The following is a 15,523-nucleotide window of genomic DNA, read 5'->3' on the forward strand; positions in this document are numbered from 1 at the left end:
TCAGCTTGGCGAAAAGGAAACATCATGGCTACCAAGCAAAAAATCCGTATCCGCCTGAAGGCGTTTGATTACAAGCTGATCGACCAGTCGGCTGCCGAAATCGTTGACACCGCCAAGCGCACCGGCGCGATCGTCAAGGGCCCCGTGCCCCTGCCGACCCGCATGAAGCGCTTCGACATCCTGCGCTCGCCGCACGTCAACAAGACCTCGCGCGACCAGTTGGAAATCCGCACGCACCAGCGTCTGATGGACATCGTGGACCCGACCGACAAGACCGTAGACGCGCTGATGAAGCTCGACCTGCCGGCTGGCGTCGACGTCGAGATCAAGCTCCAGTAAGTCACGAGCAGTCACTTTGACTTACAAAACCCGCGGGCAGAAATGCCCGCGGGTTTTCGTTTTCAGGGCCGGCTTGTGGCATCCTCAGCCGGCTTGGGCGAAGCCCCGCGTTTTCTGCTGTTCATGGAGGCCCTGCTTGAGCTTGAGTAAATTTTTGGCGTTGCGCTGCCTGGCCATTCTCGTCGCCCTCGTGCTGACCGCCTGCGGTGGCGGAGGGGGCGGTGGCGGCGGCGGAGGAGGCTTCCTTCCAGTCACCGCCGCAACCAGCACAGTGAGCGGCACCGCCACCTACGACTACGTGCCCAACAACACCGGCGCGCTCGATTACGCCGCGACCGCTGCCAAGCCGATCCGCGGCTCGGTCGTCGAGGTGCTGAATTCATCTCAGACCGTGCTCGCCACCACGACCACCGATTCCAAGGGCGGCTACTCGGCCTCGGTTCCAGTCAACACCACCATCTTTGTTCGCGTCAAGGCGCAGATGCTGCAGACTGGCGGCAGCGGTGCGACATGGGATGTGAGCGTGCGCGACAACACGCATGCCAACGCGATCTACGTGATGGACTCGGCAACCTTCAGCTTGGGCGCGGTGGCCGCCACACAAAATCTCCATGCCGCCTCTGGATGGGGCGGCGCGTCCTACACCTCGACGCGCGCAGCGGCTCCGTTCGCCCTGCTCGACACCATCAACACGGCGATGCAAAAGGTGCTGTCCGTCGCCCCCAATTCAGTATTTCCGGCTCTCCAGGTCTTCTGGAGCGCCAACAACGTGCCTGTAGATGGCGATCCAGCCATCGGGCAGATCGGCACCACGGCCTTTTCCGATGCGACCAGTCCGCGCTCCATCTACGTTCTCGGCAAGGAAAATGTCGACACTGACGAATACGATGCTTCCGTCGTCGCGCACGAGTGGGGCCATTACTACCAGGCGGTCTTCAGTCGCGACGACTCGCCCGGCGGCGGTCATTCCGGCGGGGATCGCCTGGACCGCCGTGTCGCCTTCTCCGAGGGTTGGGGCGACGCTTGGTCCGGCATCGCGTTGGCCCGCAGCACCTACACCGACTCCAGCGGCAGTGCGCAAAGCGGCGCGACGCTGATCGATCTGAGCGTGGGCCCGGCCAGCAACCCGGGTTGGTACCGGGAGCCGTCGATTCAGGCGATCCTGTGGAACCTCAACCAAAGTATCGGCTTCCAACCCATCCACGCTGCCATGACCGGCGGGATGAAGACCAGCGTAGCCATGACATCCATTCATTCGTTCTCTGCGGCCTTCGGCGCGGCCTCGCCCGGCAACGTGTCCACTCTGAATGGGTTGCTGAGCGCCCAGAACATCAGCACGGCGGCCAACGATCCGTTTGGCGCCCAGGAGGCCAATGGCGGCGGGACGCCGGCCGTCACGACAGTCTTTCCCATGTACATCCCCGCCAACCTCGGTGGCTCGACACAGGCCTGCGTCTCCACCGCGGCCGGCTTCGTCAACAAGCTCGGCAGCTATGCCTACCTGCGCGTGAGCCTCCCCGCGGCAGGCAGCCATGTGATCACGGTGAAGGGGCCCAACGGTTCCGACCCGGATTTCGAAGTGGATAGCGCAGGCCTGTTGGCCGTGAGCGACGTGGTCGCGCCGACCGAATCGGCCACCGTGGCCATGCGTGCGGGCGACAACATCATCGTGGTCAATGATTTCAATGACTACCTGGAACCGACGCAGGTGACATGCTTTACCGTCACGATCAATTGAGGAACGCGGTGATGAAATCCTGCAGGTGGCCTGGCCCGACATTTCTCGCTCTCGCCTTGCTGGCGCCGGCCATCACGTTCGCCGATGTCCAGGCAAAGGCGGAGGAGGCGGGCACCACGGCAAAGCGGGCGTTGACCCGGGCGGCGGTGAAGAAGAGCGGCTCAGGCGTTGACGTCCAGTATTCCGTCGATGACTCGGTGAACGTCGGGCAAGGCGCGGCCGTCGTGATCCAATTCGGCAACATCAGCGACCCGGCTGGGGGCTCCGCTCGCTTCACCGCAGATGCCGGGCTCACGCTCGTGGGTGCCGATGAACTCCGCCTTCCGGCCGGCCAGACGACCACAGTCACCGTCCGTGCGACGCCGGCCAGCGAAGGCATCGCCTACATCAACGTCTTCACGACGCAAAACGGCATGAGCAGCGCGACTTCCATTCCGGTGCGGGTCGGCGGGGCCACGCCAAAGCTGCGCTCGGCCGGCGAGCTGCAGAAGCTGCCAGCAGGCGACGCGGTCATCTCCATGCCCGCACGCTGACCGCTACGCCGCGGCTCCATCGCCGCTTGCGTAGAAACCCGGAGCCGGGCTATAATCGCTGGCTCTGCCTTTCCTGCGTCCATCATGGGCGTTTGAACTGGCCGGGGTTTATCAACCTTCTCCCGTTACCGGGCTCCCGGGCTTTGCCCGAGGAAATCGGCAAAACGCTGTCGCCAATTGAAGTGGCAGTGGCGGAAGAAGACTTCCATTTTTGGAGAAAACATATGAGTCTGAGCAACTCCCTCGGGTTGCTGGGTCGCAAGGTGGGGATGATGCGTCTCTTCACCGATGATGGGGACGCAGTTCCTGTCACGGTGGTGGATGTGTCCAACAACCGCGTGACCCAGATCAAGTCGCAAGAGACTGACGGCTACGTTGCCCTGCAGGTGACGTTCGGTTCACGCAAAGCATCGCGCGTGACCAAGCCACAAGCCGGCCACCTCGCCAAGGCAGGTGTCGAAGCCGGTGAAATCATCCAGGAATTCCGCGTGACCGCCGATACGGCTGGTCAGCACAAGGCGGGTGGCGTCATTGCCGCAGCCAGCGTGTTCGCGGTTGGCCAGAAGGTGGACGTGCAGGGCACTTCCATCGGCAAGGGCTTCGCTGGCACCATCAAGCGTCACAACATGAGCTCGCAACGCGCGTCGCACGGTAACAGCCGTTCGCACAACGTTCCCGGCTCCATTGGTATGGCGCAGGATCCAGGCCGCGTGTTCCCGGGCAAGCGCATGACGGGCCACCTCGGCGACGTCACCGTGACGACCCAGAACCTCGATGTGTTCCGTATCGACGAAGCGCGTCAGCTGCTGTTGATCAAGGGCGCGATCCCGGGCTCCAAGGGTGGCTTCGTCACCGTGCGCCCGGCTGTCAAAGCCAAGCCGCAAGCTGCTGAAGGAGCGAAGTAATGGAACTCGAACTCCTGAACGAACAAGGCCAGGCCGCGTCGAAGTACGACGCCCCCGAGACCGTGTTCGGCCGTGCCTACAACGAAGACCTGGTCCACCAGATCGTCGTTGCATTCCAGGCCAACGCCCGCCAAGGCACGCGCGCCCAGAAGGACCGCGAGCAGGTCAAGCACTCGACCAAGAAGCCTTTCAAGCAAAAGGGAACGGGCCGCGCCCGTGCCGGTATGACGTCCTCGCCGCTGTGGCGCGGGGGTGGCCGGATTTTCCCGAACATGCCTGACGAAAACTTCTCGCAGAAGATCAACAAGAAGATGTACCGCGCCGGCATGGCGTCGATCTTCTCGCAGCTCGCTCGCGAAGGCCGTCTGGCCGTGGTCGATTCGATCAAGGTCGACTCGCCCAAGACCAAGCCGCTGGCCGCGAAGTTCAAGGCGATGAACCTTGAATCGGTGCTCGTGATCGCCGACGAAGTCGACGAGAACCTGTACCTCGCCTCGCGCAATCTGGTGAACGTGCTCGTCGTCGAGCCGCGTTACGCCGATCCGGTTTCGCTGGTGCATTACAAGAAGGTGCTGGTCACCAAGGCCGCCATCGACAAGCTCAAGGAGATGTTCGCATGAGCCGCATGAATCCTACGCCCACAGAACGCCAGTTCGACGAAGGCCGGCTGATGTCGGTGCTGGTCGCACCGATCGTGTCCGAAAAGGCCACGATGGTCGGCGAGAAGTCGAACGCGGTCACCTTCAAGGTGCTGCAGGACGCCACCAAGCCCGAGATCAAGGCCGCTGTTGAACTGATGTTCAAGGTCGAAGTCCAGGGCGTGTCGGTGCTCAACATCAAGGGCAAGACCAAGCGCTTCGGCAAGTCCATCGGTCGCCGCGACAACGTTCGCAAGGCCTATGTGACGCTGAAGGCCGGTCAAGAGCTCAACCTCGTCGGGGAAGGCGCTTAATCATGGCCGTCATCAAGATGAAACCCACTTCGCCGGGCCAACGCGGCGCGGTGAAGATCTCGCGGGATCACCTGTTCAAGGGTGCTCCCCACGCAGCCCTGCTGGAGCCGCAATTCCAGAAGGCTGGCCGTAACAACAACGGTCACATCACGACGCGTCACAAGGGCGGTGGTCACAAGCATCACTACCGTGTCGTCGACTTCGTGCGCAACAAGGACGGCATCCCGGCCAAGGTCGAACGCATCGAATACGACCCGAACCGTACCGCCCACATCGCGCTGGTCTGCTACGCCGACGGCGAGCGCCGCTACATCATCGCCCCGCGCGGTCTGGAAGCCGGTGCAACGCTGCTGAGCGGTTCGGAAGCCCCGATCCGCGCCGGCAACACGCTGCCGATCCGCAACATCCCGGTGGGTTCGACCATCCATTGCATCGAGCTGCAACCTGGCAAGGGCGCGCAGATCGCGCGTTCGGCTGGCACGTCGGCCACGCTGCTGGCACGCGAAGGCGTCTACGCCCAGGTGCGCATGCGCTCCGGCGAAGTCCGCCGCGTGCACGTCGAATGCCGCGCAACGATCGGTGAAGTCGCCAACGAAGAACACAGCCTGCGCCGCCTCGGCAAGGCCGGTGTGAAGCGTCACATGGGTATCCGCCCGACCGTTCGCGGCGTGGTGATGAACCCGGTGGACCACCCGCACGGTGGTGGTGAAGGCAAGACGGGTGAAGGCCGTCATCCGGTCGACCCGTGGGGCAACCTCACGAAGGGCTATCGGACCCGTAACAACAAGCGCACGCAAGTCTTCATCGTGTCGCGTCGCAAGAAGTAAGGGACAGCCTCATGACTCGCTCTCTCAAAAAGGGTCCGTTCGTCGACCACCACCTCGTGGCCAAGGCCGACAAGGCCGTGACGACCAAGGACAAGAAGCCGATCAAGACCTGGTCGCGTCGCTCGATGGTCCTACCCGAGTTCATCGGCCTGACCATTGCCGTTCACAACGGCAAGCAGCACGTGCCTGTCTACATCACCGATCAGATGGTCGGCCACAAGCTCGGCGAATTTGCGCTCACGCGTACGTTCAAGGGGCACCCCGCGGACAAAAAAGTCCAGAAGAAGTAAGGAACGACCATGTCTGAAACACGTGCAGTCCTCCGCGGCGTTCGCCTTTCGGTCGACAAGGGCCGTCTGGTCGCTGACCTGATCCGCGGCAAGAAGGTCGATCAAGCGCTCAACGTTCTGCAATTCACGCAGAAGAAGGCCGCTGTGATCATCAAGAAGGTGCTCGAGTCGGCCATCGCCAACGCCGAGCACAACGACGGTGCCGACATCGACGAACTGAAGGTCAAGACCATCTACGTCGAGCAAGGCGCAACGCTCAAGCGTTTCACCGCTCGGGCCAAGGGTCGCGGCAATTCCATCAGCAAGCCCACGTGCCATGTGTACGTGACGGTCGGCAACTAAAGAGCTGGAAGACTATGGGACAAAAAATCCACCCGACCGGCTTCCGCCTTGCGGTCACCCGCAACTGGTCCAGCCGCTGGTACGCCAACAACCGCGACTTCGCGGGCATGCTGGCCGAAGACATCAAGGTGCGCGAGTACCTGAAGAAGAAGCTCAAGAACGCATCGGTCTCCCGCGTGATGATCGAACGCCCCGCCAAGAACGCCCGCATCACGATCTACTCGGCACGTCCGGGCGTGGTGATCGGCAAGAAGGGCGAGGACATTGAGAACCTCAAGCGCGAACTCGGCAAGCAGCTGGGCGTGCCGGTGGCAGTGAACATCGAAGAAGTGCGCAAGCCTGAAATCGATGCGCAACTGATCGCCGACTCGATCACGCAGCAGCTCGAGAAGCGGATCATGTTCCGTCGCGCCATGAAGCGTGCGATGCAGAACGCGATGCGCCTGGGCGCACAAGGCATCAAGATCATGTCGTCGGGCCGCCTGAACGGCATCGAAATCGCACGTTGCGAGTGGTACCGCGAAGGTCGCGTGCCGCTTCACACGCTGCGCGCCGACATCGACTACGGCACCTCGGAAGCCAAGACCACGTACGGCGTCATCGGCGTCAAGGTCTGGGTCTACAAGGGCGACACGCTGGGTCGTAACGACCTGCCGGCCGTCGAAACGCCGCGTCCGGACGACGAGCGTCGTCCGCGTGGTCCGCGCCGCGATGGCCGCCCGGGTGGCGACCGTCCGGGCTCGGATCGTCGTGGTCCGGCTCGCCCCGGTGCCCGCGGCCCGATCGGTGGCAACACCGCACCGGCCGACGGCAGCGACAAGCCCGCCGAAGCGGGCGGTGCAGACTCGAAACCCGCCGTTAAGCGCGTCCGCAAAGCCGCGCCAGCTGCAGCAGCTGACGGTGCCAAGAGCGAGTAATCGCTCTTAGAACCAAGGAGTAAACAACATGCTGCAACCTGCACGCAGAAAGTTCCGCAAGGAACAAAAGGGCCGCAACACCGGCATCGCAACCCGGGGCAACTCGGTTGCCTTCGGTGACTTCGGCCTGAAATGCACCGACCGCGGCCGCCTGACGGCACGCCAGCTCGAAGCCGCACGTCGTGCGATTTCGCGCCACGTCAAGCGCGGTGGTCGTATCTGGATTCGTGTGTTCCCCGACAAGCCGATCTCCCACAAGCCCGCAGAAGTGCGGATGGGTAACGGCAAGGGCAACCCCGAGTATTACGTCGCTGAAATCCAGCCAGGCAAGATCGTGTTCGAGATCGTCGGCGTGCCCGAAGAACTCGCCCGCGAAGCGTTCCGCCTGGCTGCTGCCAAGCTGCCGCTGCGCACCACGTTCGTATCGCGCCAACTCGGCGCCTGAACGAGGAGAACATCACATGGCAACACGTAAGAAGGCCGACGCCAAGACGGCCAAGGTATCGAAGGCAGCAACGCTGCGCGACAAGGACGTCGCCGGCCTGCAGACCGAAATCAAGGAATTGCAAAAGGCCCATTTCGGCCTGCGCATGCAGAAAGCCACGCAACAGCTGTCGAACACCTCGACGCTGCGCGTCACGCGTCGCGACATCGCCCGCGCCAAGACCATTCTTGCCCAAAAGCAAGAAACCCAAGCCGCCAAGTAAGGAGTGAACATGACGGAAGCTAAAAGATCCCTCAAGCGCACCTTGATCGGCAAGGTGGTCAGCGACAAGCGTGAGAAGACCGTGACCGTTCTGGTCGAGCGTCGCGTGAAGCACGAGCTCTACGGCAAGATCGTTGCCAAGACGAGCAAGTACCACGCGCACGACGAAAAGGGCGAGTACAAGCTGGGCGACACCATCGAGATCACGGAAAGCAAGCCGATCTCGAAGACCAAGAACTGGGTTGTGACCCGCTTGGTTGAAAAGGCTGCTGCAGTCTGATCCCCAGTCCTGACGGACCCCTCGAAAACGGCCCACAATGTGGGCCGTTTTTGTTTTAACTCTGGAGCAATGTTCATGATCAAAGTTGGCGACACCCTTCCCGCGACCACGCTGATGGAGTATTCGGAAGTCGAAGGCGAAGGCTGCAGCATCGGCCCGAACGCGGTGGACGTGGCCAAGGCTTCGGCCGGCAAGACGATTGCGCTGTTCGCCTTGCCCGGTGCCTTCACGCCAACCTGCTCGGCCCAGCACGTGCCGGGCTACGTCAAGCACTTCGACGAGCTCAAGGCGGCCGGTGTCGACGAGATCTGGTGCGTGAGCGTGAACGATGCCTTCGTGATGGGCGCCTGGGCGCGCGACCAGAAGAGCGGCCGCAAGGTGCGCATGCTGGCGGACGGCAGCGCTGACTTCGCCAAGGCCACCGGCCTGACGCTTGACCTCACGAGCCGCGGCATGGGACTGCGCAGCAACCGCTATTCGATGCTGGTGAAGGACGGCAAGGTGGCTTCGTTGAACGTCGAGGCGCCCGGCAAGTTCGAGGTCAGCAACGCCGAGACCATCCTCGCCCAGGCCAAGGGCTGAATCAAAGCTCCGCCTTGAGGTAGTGCGCGCCCGGAATCGGGTTGTGATAGTAGGGCGGCACTTCCTCGAACCCCAGGTCCTCATACATGGCGCGGGCGAGTTCCATCTCGTCCAGGGTGTCGAGCAGCACGCAGGCATAGCCAGCGCTGCGGGCGGCATCGAGCGCCGCTTCGGCGAGCTGGCGGCCCAGCCCGAAGCCGCGGAAAGCCGGCCGGACATAGAGGCGCTTCATTTCGGCGGCGTTCGGCTCGTCCACCGTGTCGAGCGGGCGGAGCGCGCAGCAGCCGGCAACACAGGCGAGCCTGCCGTCGCTGCGGGTAAGCAAGGGTGCGCCGATGCCCGGCACGACATCCGCGGCATCGACCAGCGCGATCAGCAGTGCGCCGCGCGGCTCGGCGTATTCGCCCGGCAGCCCGGCCACTTCCTCTTCGAAATTCTGGAAGCCGAGGTCAAAGTCGAGCGAGGCAGCGTACTCACGAAAGATGGCGCGCGTGGCCTCCATCTCGTGCGGCTCATCGGGCATGAGCAGGATGATTTCAGGTGCGTCGGCCAGCGGAAGCGGGCGGGAGACGGAATGGCTCATGCGCGTAAGGAGGCGATCCAGGCCGCGAACGCCGCGCACAGCAGGAACAGTATCAGTGCGGTGAACCGGGTGGAGGTGGTGTCGCGGCTTTCCGCCACGCGCAGGCCGGCGAGCAGCTTGTCGCCGGAAATCATGGGTCTCACCAGCCGCTGGCGCTTCACCAGCACGTAGTACAGGACGGCCAGCACGTGCAGGCTGACCAGCGCGATGACGCCCCACTTGCCGAACTGCGTGTGCCATTGGGAGGCAAGGCTCACGGTTGCGTTGGACACGAAGCGCGTGAGCGGCCCGGATGCCGAGACCTCGTCGTCCGAGACGAGTCCAGTGCACACCTGCAAGATAAGCATCCCGAGCACCGCAAAAACCGACAGCGCGCCCAGCGGGGTGTGGCCGACCAGGTGGTCAGGGTGCGAGCGCCCGCGCAGGTAGCCGAGAACCCAGCGCGGCGAATAGACGAAGGACGCGAAGCGCGACCAGCGCCCGCCCACGAAGCCCCACAGCAATCGGAAGAGCAGCAACGCGAGCACGGTGTAGCCGAGCCGGAAATGCCACTCCATGATGCCGCTCATCCCGGTAATGAGCAGCCCGATCACCGCAGCGGCCAGCGCCCAGTGGAACAGGCGCGTCGGCAGGTCCCAGATCCGGGTCGGGCGCGCAAGCTCGTTCCCCAACGCGGCGCGGCGGGTGGTCGGCTCGAACGGAACACTCATCGGATAGGTGGCGGACTGCGGAAGGCGCAGATTAGCAAAGTCGGGGCACCCTGTCTTCGGGTTGTCGCTATGAGCGCTTTGTTGCGCCCTCCTCACACTGACATGCGGCGCGGCCTCAGCGCCCTTTTTTGGAGGACTCACACGATGAAAAGACTTGCCACGTTTGCGATTGCGGCCGTCTGCGCTGCGCTGTCAGTGCCGGCGGCGGCGCAGTTCTCCAAGCCGGAGGACGCCGTCAAGTACCGGCAGAGCGCAATGGCCCTGCAGGGCGCGCATTTCGGGCGCATCGCGGCGATGGCCAACGGCCGCGTTCCCTACGACAAGGCGGCGGTGATCGCCAACGCCGAACTGGTGGCGACGATCTCGCAACTGCCGTGGAGTGGCGCCTATGCGCCCGGCACGGAAGGCGGCAAGGCGAAGCCGGAAATCTGGAAGGACACAGCCAAGTTCAAGGAAACCAGCGACAAGCTGGTGGCGGAGACCGCCAAGCTGCTGACCGTCGCGAAGACCGGTGACCTCGACGCGCTGAAGGCGGCGGTCGCATCGACGGGCGACACCTGCAAGTCCTGCCACGACGCCTTCCGGTCGAAATGACTCGGCGGCGTCCAGCGTTCAAAAAAGTCGTGAAGGTCTCATAGAGGGGCGCCTGCCGGGAGACCGGTTCGCGCAGCGGAACCGCACTCTCGTGCGGTGACATCGAAGCTTCGGCGGAGGCTGACAACTGCGCAAAGCGCTCCGCATGCGGGAGCCAACACCGCAGACCGGAGATCGGCGTCCGCGCCGGAAAGATCACGCCTTTTCAGGCCTCGGCCAGCAGCTTCTCGATGAGTTGGTGCAGCTCGGCGAAATCGGGTTCGCCCACGTACTGCTTGACGATCTCGCCGCGCTTGTTGACCAGGTAGGTGGTCGGGGTGAGTTGCACATCGCCCCACGCCTTGGCCACCGCGCCGGTGTTGTCGATCGCCACCTTGAACGGCAGCTTGCGCGTTTCGGCGAAATTGACCACGTAGCTCGGCGGGTCGTAGCTCATGGCCACGGCCAGCGTGTCGTAGCCCTTGTCCTTGTACTTGTCGTAGGTGGCGATCACCTTGGGCATCTCGCCCACACAGGTGACGCAGCTCGTGGCCCAGAAGTTGACCAGCGTGACCTTGCCCTTGAGGTCGGCCGTGGTCCTCTGGCTGCCGTCGAGCAGGACGAACTTCGATGCCGGGGCGGCCGTGGCGCCCGAGTGCAGGTACACGCCAACGCCGGCTGCCAGGGCGATCGCGGTTGCGGCAACATAGAGGGCTTTTTTCATGGGTACCAAGGCAGATGAGGCGAAGCCATTTTAGTTCCGCAGGGATATTCCTGCCAGCCGCTGCCCTTGCGCTGCTGGCCGCATGCAGCCCGACCTTCAACTGGCGCGATGTCCCGATGGCGGATGGCGACCTGACCGCGCTGCTGCCCTGCAAGCCCGACCGCGCCGAGCGCACGATCCCGCTCGCCGCCACCACGGTCACCGTGCAGATGGCCGGCTGCGAGGCGGGCGACGCCACCTTTGCCGTGGCGACGGCGCGTGCGGGCAACGTGGCCGAGGCAGAAGCCTGGCTCGACGCCTGGCGCGCCAGCACGCGTGCGCAATGGCAGGCAGCCACCGGGGGGCAGATCCAGGAGTCTCCCGTGAGTGTGGTGCGTGCCGCGCCCAGGCCCGCGCCGTGGCAGATCGAGGCGCATGGTGCCGATGCCGCCGGCAAGCCGAACGAAGCCAGCGTGCGGTGGTTTGCCCAGTTCCAGCGCGATGGGGGCGTGGTGATCTTTCAGGCCACCGTGCTGGGCAGGCCGTCGGCGGCCGACGCCACGGGCACATTCTTTGATGGACTGCGGCTGCGTTAAGAGGATCTGAAAAAGTCCCCGCGGGCGCGCGCCTAGGCTCGGGATGCGATGCAAGGCGCGAACCGCAGCCATAGCCGGAGCTATGGCGAGGATTTGCAACGCCGCAGACCGCCTGAGCCGAGGATGCGCGGTCCACGGAGGACTAATTCAGAGCCTCCCTGGCTCACCAGGCGCATGCAGCGTGCCGGATTCGACACACTTGGTCGGTTCAAATGCACGATCGGTGTGTTTTGGGCACGGCCCGTGCTGTCTTACCGCGAAAGTTTCAAGGTGGCCCCGCATAATTGTTGACCACCCACCGTCCCCGCATGAACAGCATCTTCGTCATCGCGCATTCACCGCTGGCCCAGGCCCTGAGGCAGTGCGCGTTGCATGTCTTTCCGGATTGCGAACAAAGCATCGTGGCGCTCGATGTGCTGCCCAATGTTCCACCGGAGGAATCGCTGGCAAGCGCGCGCATCATGCTGGAGCAGCAGTACGACGCGCCGCGTTCGCAGGTGCTGGTGCTGACCGACGTGTTCGGCGCCACACCCTGCAACATCGCTCAGAAGCTCATCGACGGGACGCGCTCGCGGCTCGTGGCCGGCGTCAACCTGCCCATGCTGTTGCGCGCGGTCACCTACCGGCATGAACCGCTCGATGCGCTGGTGCAACGCGCCATCGCGGGCGGCAACGCCGGTGTCATGCAAGTGGCGGTGGCTGCACCCCAGAATCAGGCGAGAAGAAAACACAGTGATCAAGAAATCCGTGACCATCAGCAATAAGCTCGGGCTGCACGCCCGCGCTTCGGCCAAATTCACCAAATTGGCCGGCAGTTTCCCGTGCGAAGTCTTCATGGCGCGTGGCGACCGCCGGGTCAATGCCAAGAGCATCATGGGTGTCATGATGCTGGCTGCCGGAATGGGCATCACGGTGGAAATCGAAACCAGCGGGGAGCGCGAAGAAGAAGCGATGAACGCCCTCGTGGCATTGATGGACGACAAGTTCGGAGAAGGCGAATAACCTTGCCAGCACGCATTGCACCCTGTGTCATCGCCGGCCCCCGCGTGGGCGCGGCCGGCCTGGAGCGTCCCGGCGCCGGCATATGACCTTCGCGGTCCACGGTCTACCAGTCGCTCGCGGCATCGCGATAGGCAGGGCCGTGCTGGTGGTGTCGAGCCGGATCGACGTTGCCCACTACTTCATCAAGCCTGAAGAGGTCGAGACCGAGATCGGGCGACTGCGCACGGCGCGCAAGGCGGTGGCCGAGGAACTGGTCAAGCTGCAGGCCAACATCGCGCAGATGGGGCCGAAGGAAGCGCCGCACGAGCTTTCCGCCCTGCTCGAAGTGCACCAGATGCTGCTGCAGGACGAGGCGCTCAGCGATGGCGTCAAGCACTGGATCACCGACCGGCTCTACAACGCCGAATGGGCGCTGACGACGCAGCTGGAAATCATCGCGCGGCAGTTCGACGAAATGGAAGACGAGTACCTGCGCGAACGCAAGGCCGACCTCGAGCAGGTGGTGGAGCGCCTGCTGCATCGCATGAAGGGCACGGCCGCCGTGCTCGCGCCCACCCCGCCGCGGCGCAAGCGCTCGACCGGCAGCGACGACGGGGAGGACGATCCGACCGCCGGCGACGGCGTCGACGTGCCGCTGGTGCTGATCGCGCACGACCTGTCGCCGGCCGACATGCTTCAGTTCAAGAAGAGCGTGTTCGCCGGCTTCGTCACCGATGTCGGCGGGCGTACCTCGCACACCGCGATCGTGGCGCGCAGCATGGACATCCCGGCCGTGGTCGGCGCGCGCACCGCGAGCCAGCTGGTGCGGCAGGACGACTGGGTCATCATCGACGGCGATGCCGGCGTGGTGATCGTCGATCCGTCGCCGATCATCCTGGCCGAATACGGCTTCAAGCAGCGCCAGGGCGACCTGGAGCGCGGGCGGCTCTCGCGGCTGCGCCACAAGCCGGCCGTGACGCTGGACGGCGAGCGTGTCGACCTGCTGGCGAACATCGAGATGCCCGAGGACACGCTCGGCGCGGTGAAGGCCGGCGCCGTCGGCGTGGGGCTGTTCCGCAGCGAGTTCCTGTTCATGGGCCGCGAGACGCCGCGCCAGACCCGTCTTCCCGACGAGGAAGAGCAATACCAGGCCTACAAGCGCGCGGTCGAGGGCATGCAGGGCATGCCGGTCACGATCCGCACCATTGACGTGGGGGCCGACAAGCCGCTCGACGGCAAGTCCGCCAGCAAGCAGGAGCACCTGAACCCGGCGCTCGGACTGCGCGCGATCCGCTGGAGCCTGGCAGACCCGGCCATGTTCCTGACGCAGTTGCGCGCGATCCTGCGCGCAGCCTCGCACGGCGAGATCCATCTGCTCATTCCGATGCTCGCGCATGCCAGCGAGATCCGGCAGACGCTGGCGCTGATCGACTTCGCGCGTGCGGAGCTCGACAACCGCGGCGTGGTGCACGGCAGCGTGAAGCTGGGTGCGATGATCGAGATTCCGGCCGCGGCGCTCACGCTCAAGACCTTCCTGAAGTACTTCGACTTCCTGTCGATCGGCACCAACGACCTGATCCAGTACACGCTGGCCATCGACCGCACGGACGAGGCCGTGGCCCACCTCTACGACCCCGCGCATCCGGCGGTGCTGAAGCTGGTGGCCGACACCATTGCCGAATGCCGGCGCCAGGGCAAGGGCGTGAGCGTGTGCGGCGAAATGGCCGGCGACCCGCTGTTCACGCGACTGTTGCTGGGCCTGGGCCTGCGCAGTTTCTCGATGCATCCGTCGCAGATCCTGACCGTGAAGCAGGAGGTGCTGCGCGCCGACACCACCAAGCTGGTGCCGTGGGCGCAAGAGGTGCTGGAAGCCGACAGCCCGGCTGCGATGCTGGCGCGCTGAGCCCGCCCTCGAAGTCGCGGCGCCCGCTTGCCGCGTCGCAATAAAACGAAACACAGCGATACCGCGGCGAAAGGACTGCGCGGCGCCACGGCCGCACCATCAGGCTTCCTCATTCACACACACGGGAAGTCTCATGAAGCACTGGATCAAACGTTCTCTTTTCGGCCTCTTCGGCGGCGCACTGGTTGTCGGCAGCATCGCGGGTTGCGCGGCCCATCGTCACGGTTGGGGCGAAGGCGATTCGGCCGAGTTCCGGGCCAAGGTGGTCGAACGCGTCAGCAGCAAGCTCGAACTCGACAGCACCCAGAAGCAGAAGCTCAACGTACTGGCTGAAAAGCTGCATGCGCAACGCGTCGCAATGCGCGGCGCCGGCGACCCGCGGGCGCAGTTCAAGGCGCTGTTTGCCGGCGACAAGCTGGACCAGGCGGGTGCTGGCAAGCTGGTCGACGAGAAGACTGCGGCGTTGCGCGCGGGCAGCCCGGAAGTCATCGCCGCCGCGGCTGATTTCTTCGACGGCCTGAATCCGTCACAGCAGCAGAAGGTCCGCGAGTTCATGGACCGCGGCCGTCGCTGGGGCCATCGTGGCTGAGGCCGCAGGCTTTCGGGATTTGCCCGGCTGGGGCCGCGCCGGCCAGCGCGTTACGACGGTGGAACCGGTGCTGCCCGGCGCCGTGCGCGGCGGTGTTCGCGCACTGCTGCGCCTCGAGGGCGTCGTGCTGCTGGCCGGTGCACTCGTCGCCTACGACCAGGTCGGCGCCGGCTGGAGCGCTTTCGCGCTGTGGTTCCTTGTGCCGGACCTTTCGTTGCTCGGCTACCTGGCGGGTGCGCGTACGGGAGCCTTGCTCTACAACGCGGCGCATTCGTATGTCGGGCCGGCCGCCCTGAGCGGATTCGGCGCGCTCGCGGCGCAACCGGCGGTGCTGGCGCTGGGCCTGGTGTGGATGGCGCACATCGGGTTCGACCGCATGCTGGGCTATGGCCTCAAGTACGGCAGCGGCTTCGGCGCCACGCACCTGGGCCAAGTCGGTAAGCGCGATGCCTGGTGAGGATTGGAGTGGGGCGG

The 15,523-nt window shown here is 64.5% G+C and carries 24 protein-coding genes; 21 read left to right on the forward strand and 3 right to left on the reverse strand.

Going from position 1 to position 15,523, the window contains the following annotated elements; genetic code table 11:
* Positions 1-24 precede the first annotated feature (24 nt).
* The 14 genes from rpsJ (at position 25) to HB681_RS29460 (ending at position 8,411) form a co-directional block, all read left to right on the forward strand.
* Positions 25-339 (forward strand): 30S ribosomal protein S10, encoded by a 315-nt coding sequence (rpsJ, locus tag HB681_RS29395; RefSeq protein ID WP_007838118.1) that lies wholly within the window; start codon positions 25-27, stop codon positions 337-339.
* A gap of 16 nt (positions 340-355) precedes the next feature.
* Positions 356-2,077 carry a hypothetical protein gene (locus HB681_RS29400; RefSeq protein WP_256354192.1) on the forward strand — a complete coding sequence of 574 codons (1,722 nt, stop codon included), beginning with the start codon at positions 356-358 and terminating at the stop codon, positions 2,075-2,077.
* A gap of 56 nt (positions 2,078-2,133) precedes the next feature.
* On the forward strand, positions 2,134-2,610 hold the full coding sequence (locus tag HB681_RS29405; protein ID WP_213958423.1) for a hypothetical protein: 477 nt from the start codon (positions 2,134-2,136) through the stop codon (positions 2,608-2,610).
* Positions 2,611-2,834: 224 nt separating this feature from the next.
* Entirely contained in the window at positions 2,835-3,515 is a 681-nt protein-coding gene (gene rplC / locus HB681_RS29410) for a 50S ribosomal protein L3 (RefSeq protein WP_213958517.1), read from the forward strand.
* Positions 3,515-4,135, forward strand: a complete 621-nt coding sequence (gene rplD / locus HB681_RS29415; RefSeq protein WP_213958424.1) for a 50S ribosomal protein L4 — start codon at positions 3,515-3,517, stop codon at positions 4,133-4,135. The genes rplC and rplD overlap by 1 nt, the downstream gene beginning before the upstream one ends.
* A gap of 5 nt (positions 4,136-4,140) precedes the next feature.
* Positions 4,141-4,467, forward strand: a complete 327-nt coding sequence (gene rplW, locus HB681_RS29420) for a 50S ribosomal protein L23 (RefSeq protein ID WP_213958518.1) — start codon at positions 4,141-4,143, stop codon at positions 4,465-4,467.
* A gap of 2 nt (positions 4,468-4,469) precedes the next feature.
* Positions 4,470-5,294, forward strand: coding sequence for a 50S ribosomal protein L2 (gene rplB / locus HB681_RS29425; RefSeq protein ID WP_213958425.1), 825 nt, complete (start codon positions 4,470-4,472; stop codon positions 5,292-5,294).
* Between the two features lie 11 nt (positions 5,295-5,305).
* The gene (rpsS, locus tag HB681_RS29430) at positions 5,306-5,584 is read left to right on the forward strand and encodes a 30S ribosomal protein S19 (protein WP_007838132.1); all 279 of its coding nucleotides are present in this window, start codon (positions 5,306-5,308) and stop codon (positions 5,582-5,584) included.
* A gap of 9 nt (positions 5,585-5,593) precedes the next feature.
* Positions 5,594-5,926, forward strand: a complete 333-nt coding sequence (gene rplV, locus HB681_RS29435) for a 50S ribosomal protein L22 (protein ID WP_213958426.1) — start codon at positions 5,594-5,596, stop codon at positions 5,924-5,926.
* A 14-nt stretch (positions 5,927-5,940) separates the two neighbouring features.
* On the forward strand, positions 5,941-6,843 hold the full coding sequence (rpsC, locus tag HB681_RS29440) for a 30S ribosomal protein S3 (protein ID WP_213958427.1): 903 nt from the start codon (positions 5,941-5,943) through the stop codon (positions 6,841-6,843).
* A gap of 28 nt (positions 6,844-6,871) precedes the next feature.
* Entirely contained in the window at positions 6,872-7,288 is a 417-nt protein-coding gene (gene rplP, locus HB681_RS29445; RefSeq protein WP_213958428.1) for a 50S ribosomal protein L16, read from the forward strand.
* A gap of 16 nt (positions 7,289-7,304) precedes the next feature.
* Positions 7,305-7,550, forward strand: a complete 246-nt coding sequence (gene rpmC, locus HB681_RS29450; RefSeq protein WP_213958429.1) for a 50S ribosomal protein L29 — start codon at positions 7,305-7,307, stop codon at positions 7,548-7,550.
* A gap of 9 nt (positions 7,551-7,559) precedes the next feature.
* The gene (gene rpsQ / locus HB681_RS29455) at positions 7,560-7,829 is read left to right on the forward strand and encodes a 30S ribosomal protein S17 (RefSeq protein WP_213958430.1); all 270 of its coding nucleotides are present in this window, start codon (positions 7,560-7,562) and stop codon (positions 7,827-7,829) included.
* A 75-nt stretch (positions 7,830-7,904) separates the two neighbouring features.
* Positions 7,905-8,411, forward strand: coding sequence for a peroxiredoxin (locus HB681_RS29460; RefSeq protein ID WP_213958431.1), 507 nt, complete (start codon positions 7,905-7,907; stop codon positions 8,409-8,411).
* 1 nt (position 8,412) lies between these two features.
* Here HB681_RS29460 and HB681_RS29465 read toward each other — a convergent pair whose 3' ends face one another.
* Positions 8,413-8,994, reverse strand: coding sequence for a GNAT family N-acetyltransferase (locus HB681_RS29465; RefSeq protein ID WP_213958519.1), 582 nt, complete (start codon positions 8,992-8,994; stop codon positions 8,413-8,415).
* Entirely contained in the window at positions 8,991-9,704 is a 714-nt protein-coding gene (locus HB681_RS29470) for a cytochrome b/b6 domain-containing protein (RefSeq protein WP_213958432.1), read from the reverse strand. The genes HB681_RS29465 and HB681_RS29470 overlap by 4 nt, the downstream gene beginning before the upstream one ends.
* 144 nt (positions 9,705-9,848) lie before the next feature.
* Here HB681_RS29470 and HB681_RS29475 point away from each other — a divergent pair, with 144 nt between their 5' ends.
* Positions 9,849-10,298, forward strand: a complete 450-nt coding sequence (locus HB681_RS29475) for a cytochrome c (RefSeq protein ID WP_213958433.1) — start codon at positions 9,849-9,851, stop codon at positions 10,296-10,298.
* Positions 10,299-10,503: 205 nt separating this feature from the next.
* On the opposite strand, the gene HB681_RS29480 is transcribed toward HB681_RS29475, so the two are convergent.
* Positions 10,504-11,001, reverse strand: coding sequence for a TlpA disulfide reductase family protein (locus HB681_RS29480; RefSeq protein WP_213958434.1), 498 nt, complete (start codon positions 10,999-11,001; stop codon positions 10,504-10,506).
* A gap of 14 nt (positions 11,002-11,015) precedes the next feature.
* Between HB681_RS29480 and HB681_RS29485 the strand changes: the two genes are divergently transcribed.
* From HB681_RS29485 to HB681_RS29510, 6 genes are all read left to right on the forward strand, one after another.
* Positions 11,016-11,576: a hypothetical protein gene (locus HB681_RS29485; protein ID WP_213958435.1), complete on the forward strand. Its 561-nt coding sequence runs from the start codon at positions 11,016-11,018 to the stop codon at positions 11,574-11,576.
* A gap of 308 nt (positions 11,577-11,884) precedes the next feature.
* Positions 11,885-12,340 carry a PTS fructose transporter subunit IIA gene (locus HB681_RS38420; protein WP_213958436.1) on the forward strand — a complete coding sequence of 152 codons (456 nt, stop codon included), beginning with the start codon at positions 11,885-11,887 and terminating at the stop codon, positions 12,338-12,340.
* Positions 12,309-12,578, forward strand: coding sequence for an HPr family phosphocarrier protein (locus HB681_RS29495; RefSeq protein ID WP_213958437.1), 270 nt, complete (start codon positions 12,309-12,311; stop codon positions 12,576-12,578). The genes HB681_RS38420 and HB681_RS29495 overlap by 32 nt, the downstream gene beginning before the upstream one ends.
* A gap of 82 nt (positions 12,579-12,660) precedes the next feature.
* The gene (ptsP, locus tag HB681_RS29500; RefSeq protein WP_213958438.1) at positions 12,661-14,460 is read left to right on the forward strand and encodes a phosphoenolpyruvate--protein phosphotransferase; all 1,800 of its coding nucleotides are present in this window, start codon (positions 12,661-12,663) and stop codon (positions 14,458-14,460) included.
* Positions 14,461-14,593: 133 nt separating this feature from the next.
* Entirely contained in the window at positions 14,594-15,049 is a 456-nt protein-coding gene (locus HB681_RS29505; RefSeq protein ID WP_213958439.1) for a Spy/CpxP family protein refolding chaperone, read from the forward strand.
* A complete protein-coding gene (locus HB681_RS29510) occupies positions 15,042-15,506 on the forward strand; it encodes a DUF4260 domain-containing protein (RefSeq protein WP_345944777.1) in 465 nt (154 codons plus the stop codon). Before HB681_RS29505 ends, HB681_RS29510 begins: the two co-directional genes overlap by 8 nt.
* Positions 15,507-15,523: the final 17 nt, after the last annotated feature.

Source organism: Variovorax sp. dw_954, from assembly GCF_018449755.1.
In the GTDB taxonomy this organism is placed as follows: Bacteria; Pseudomonadota; Gammaproteobacteria; order Burkholderiales; family Burkholderiaceae_C; genus Variovorax.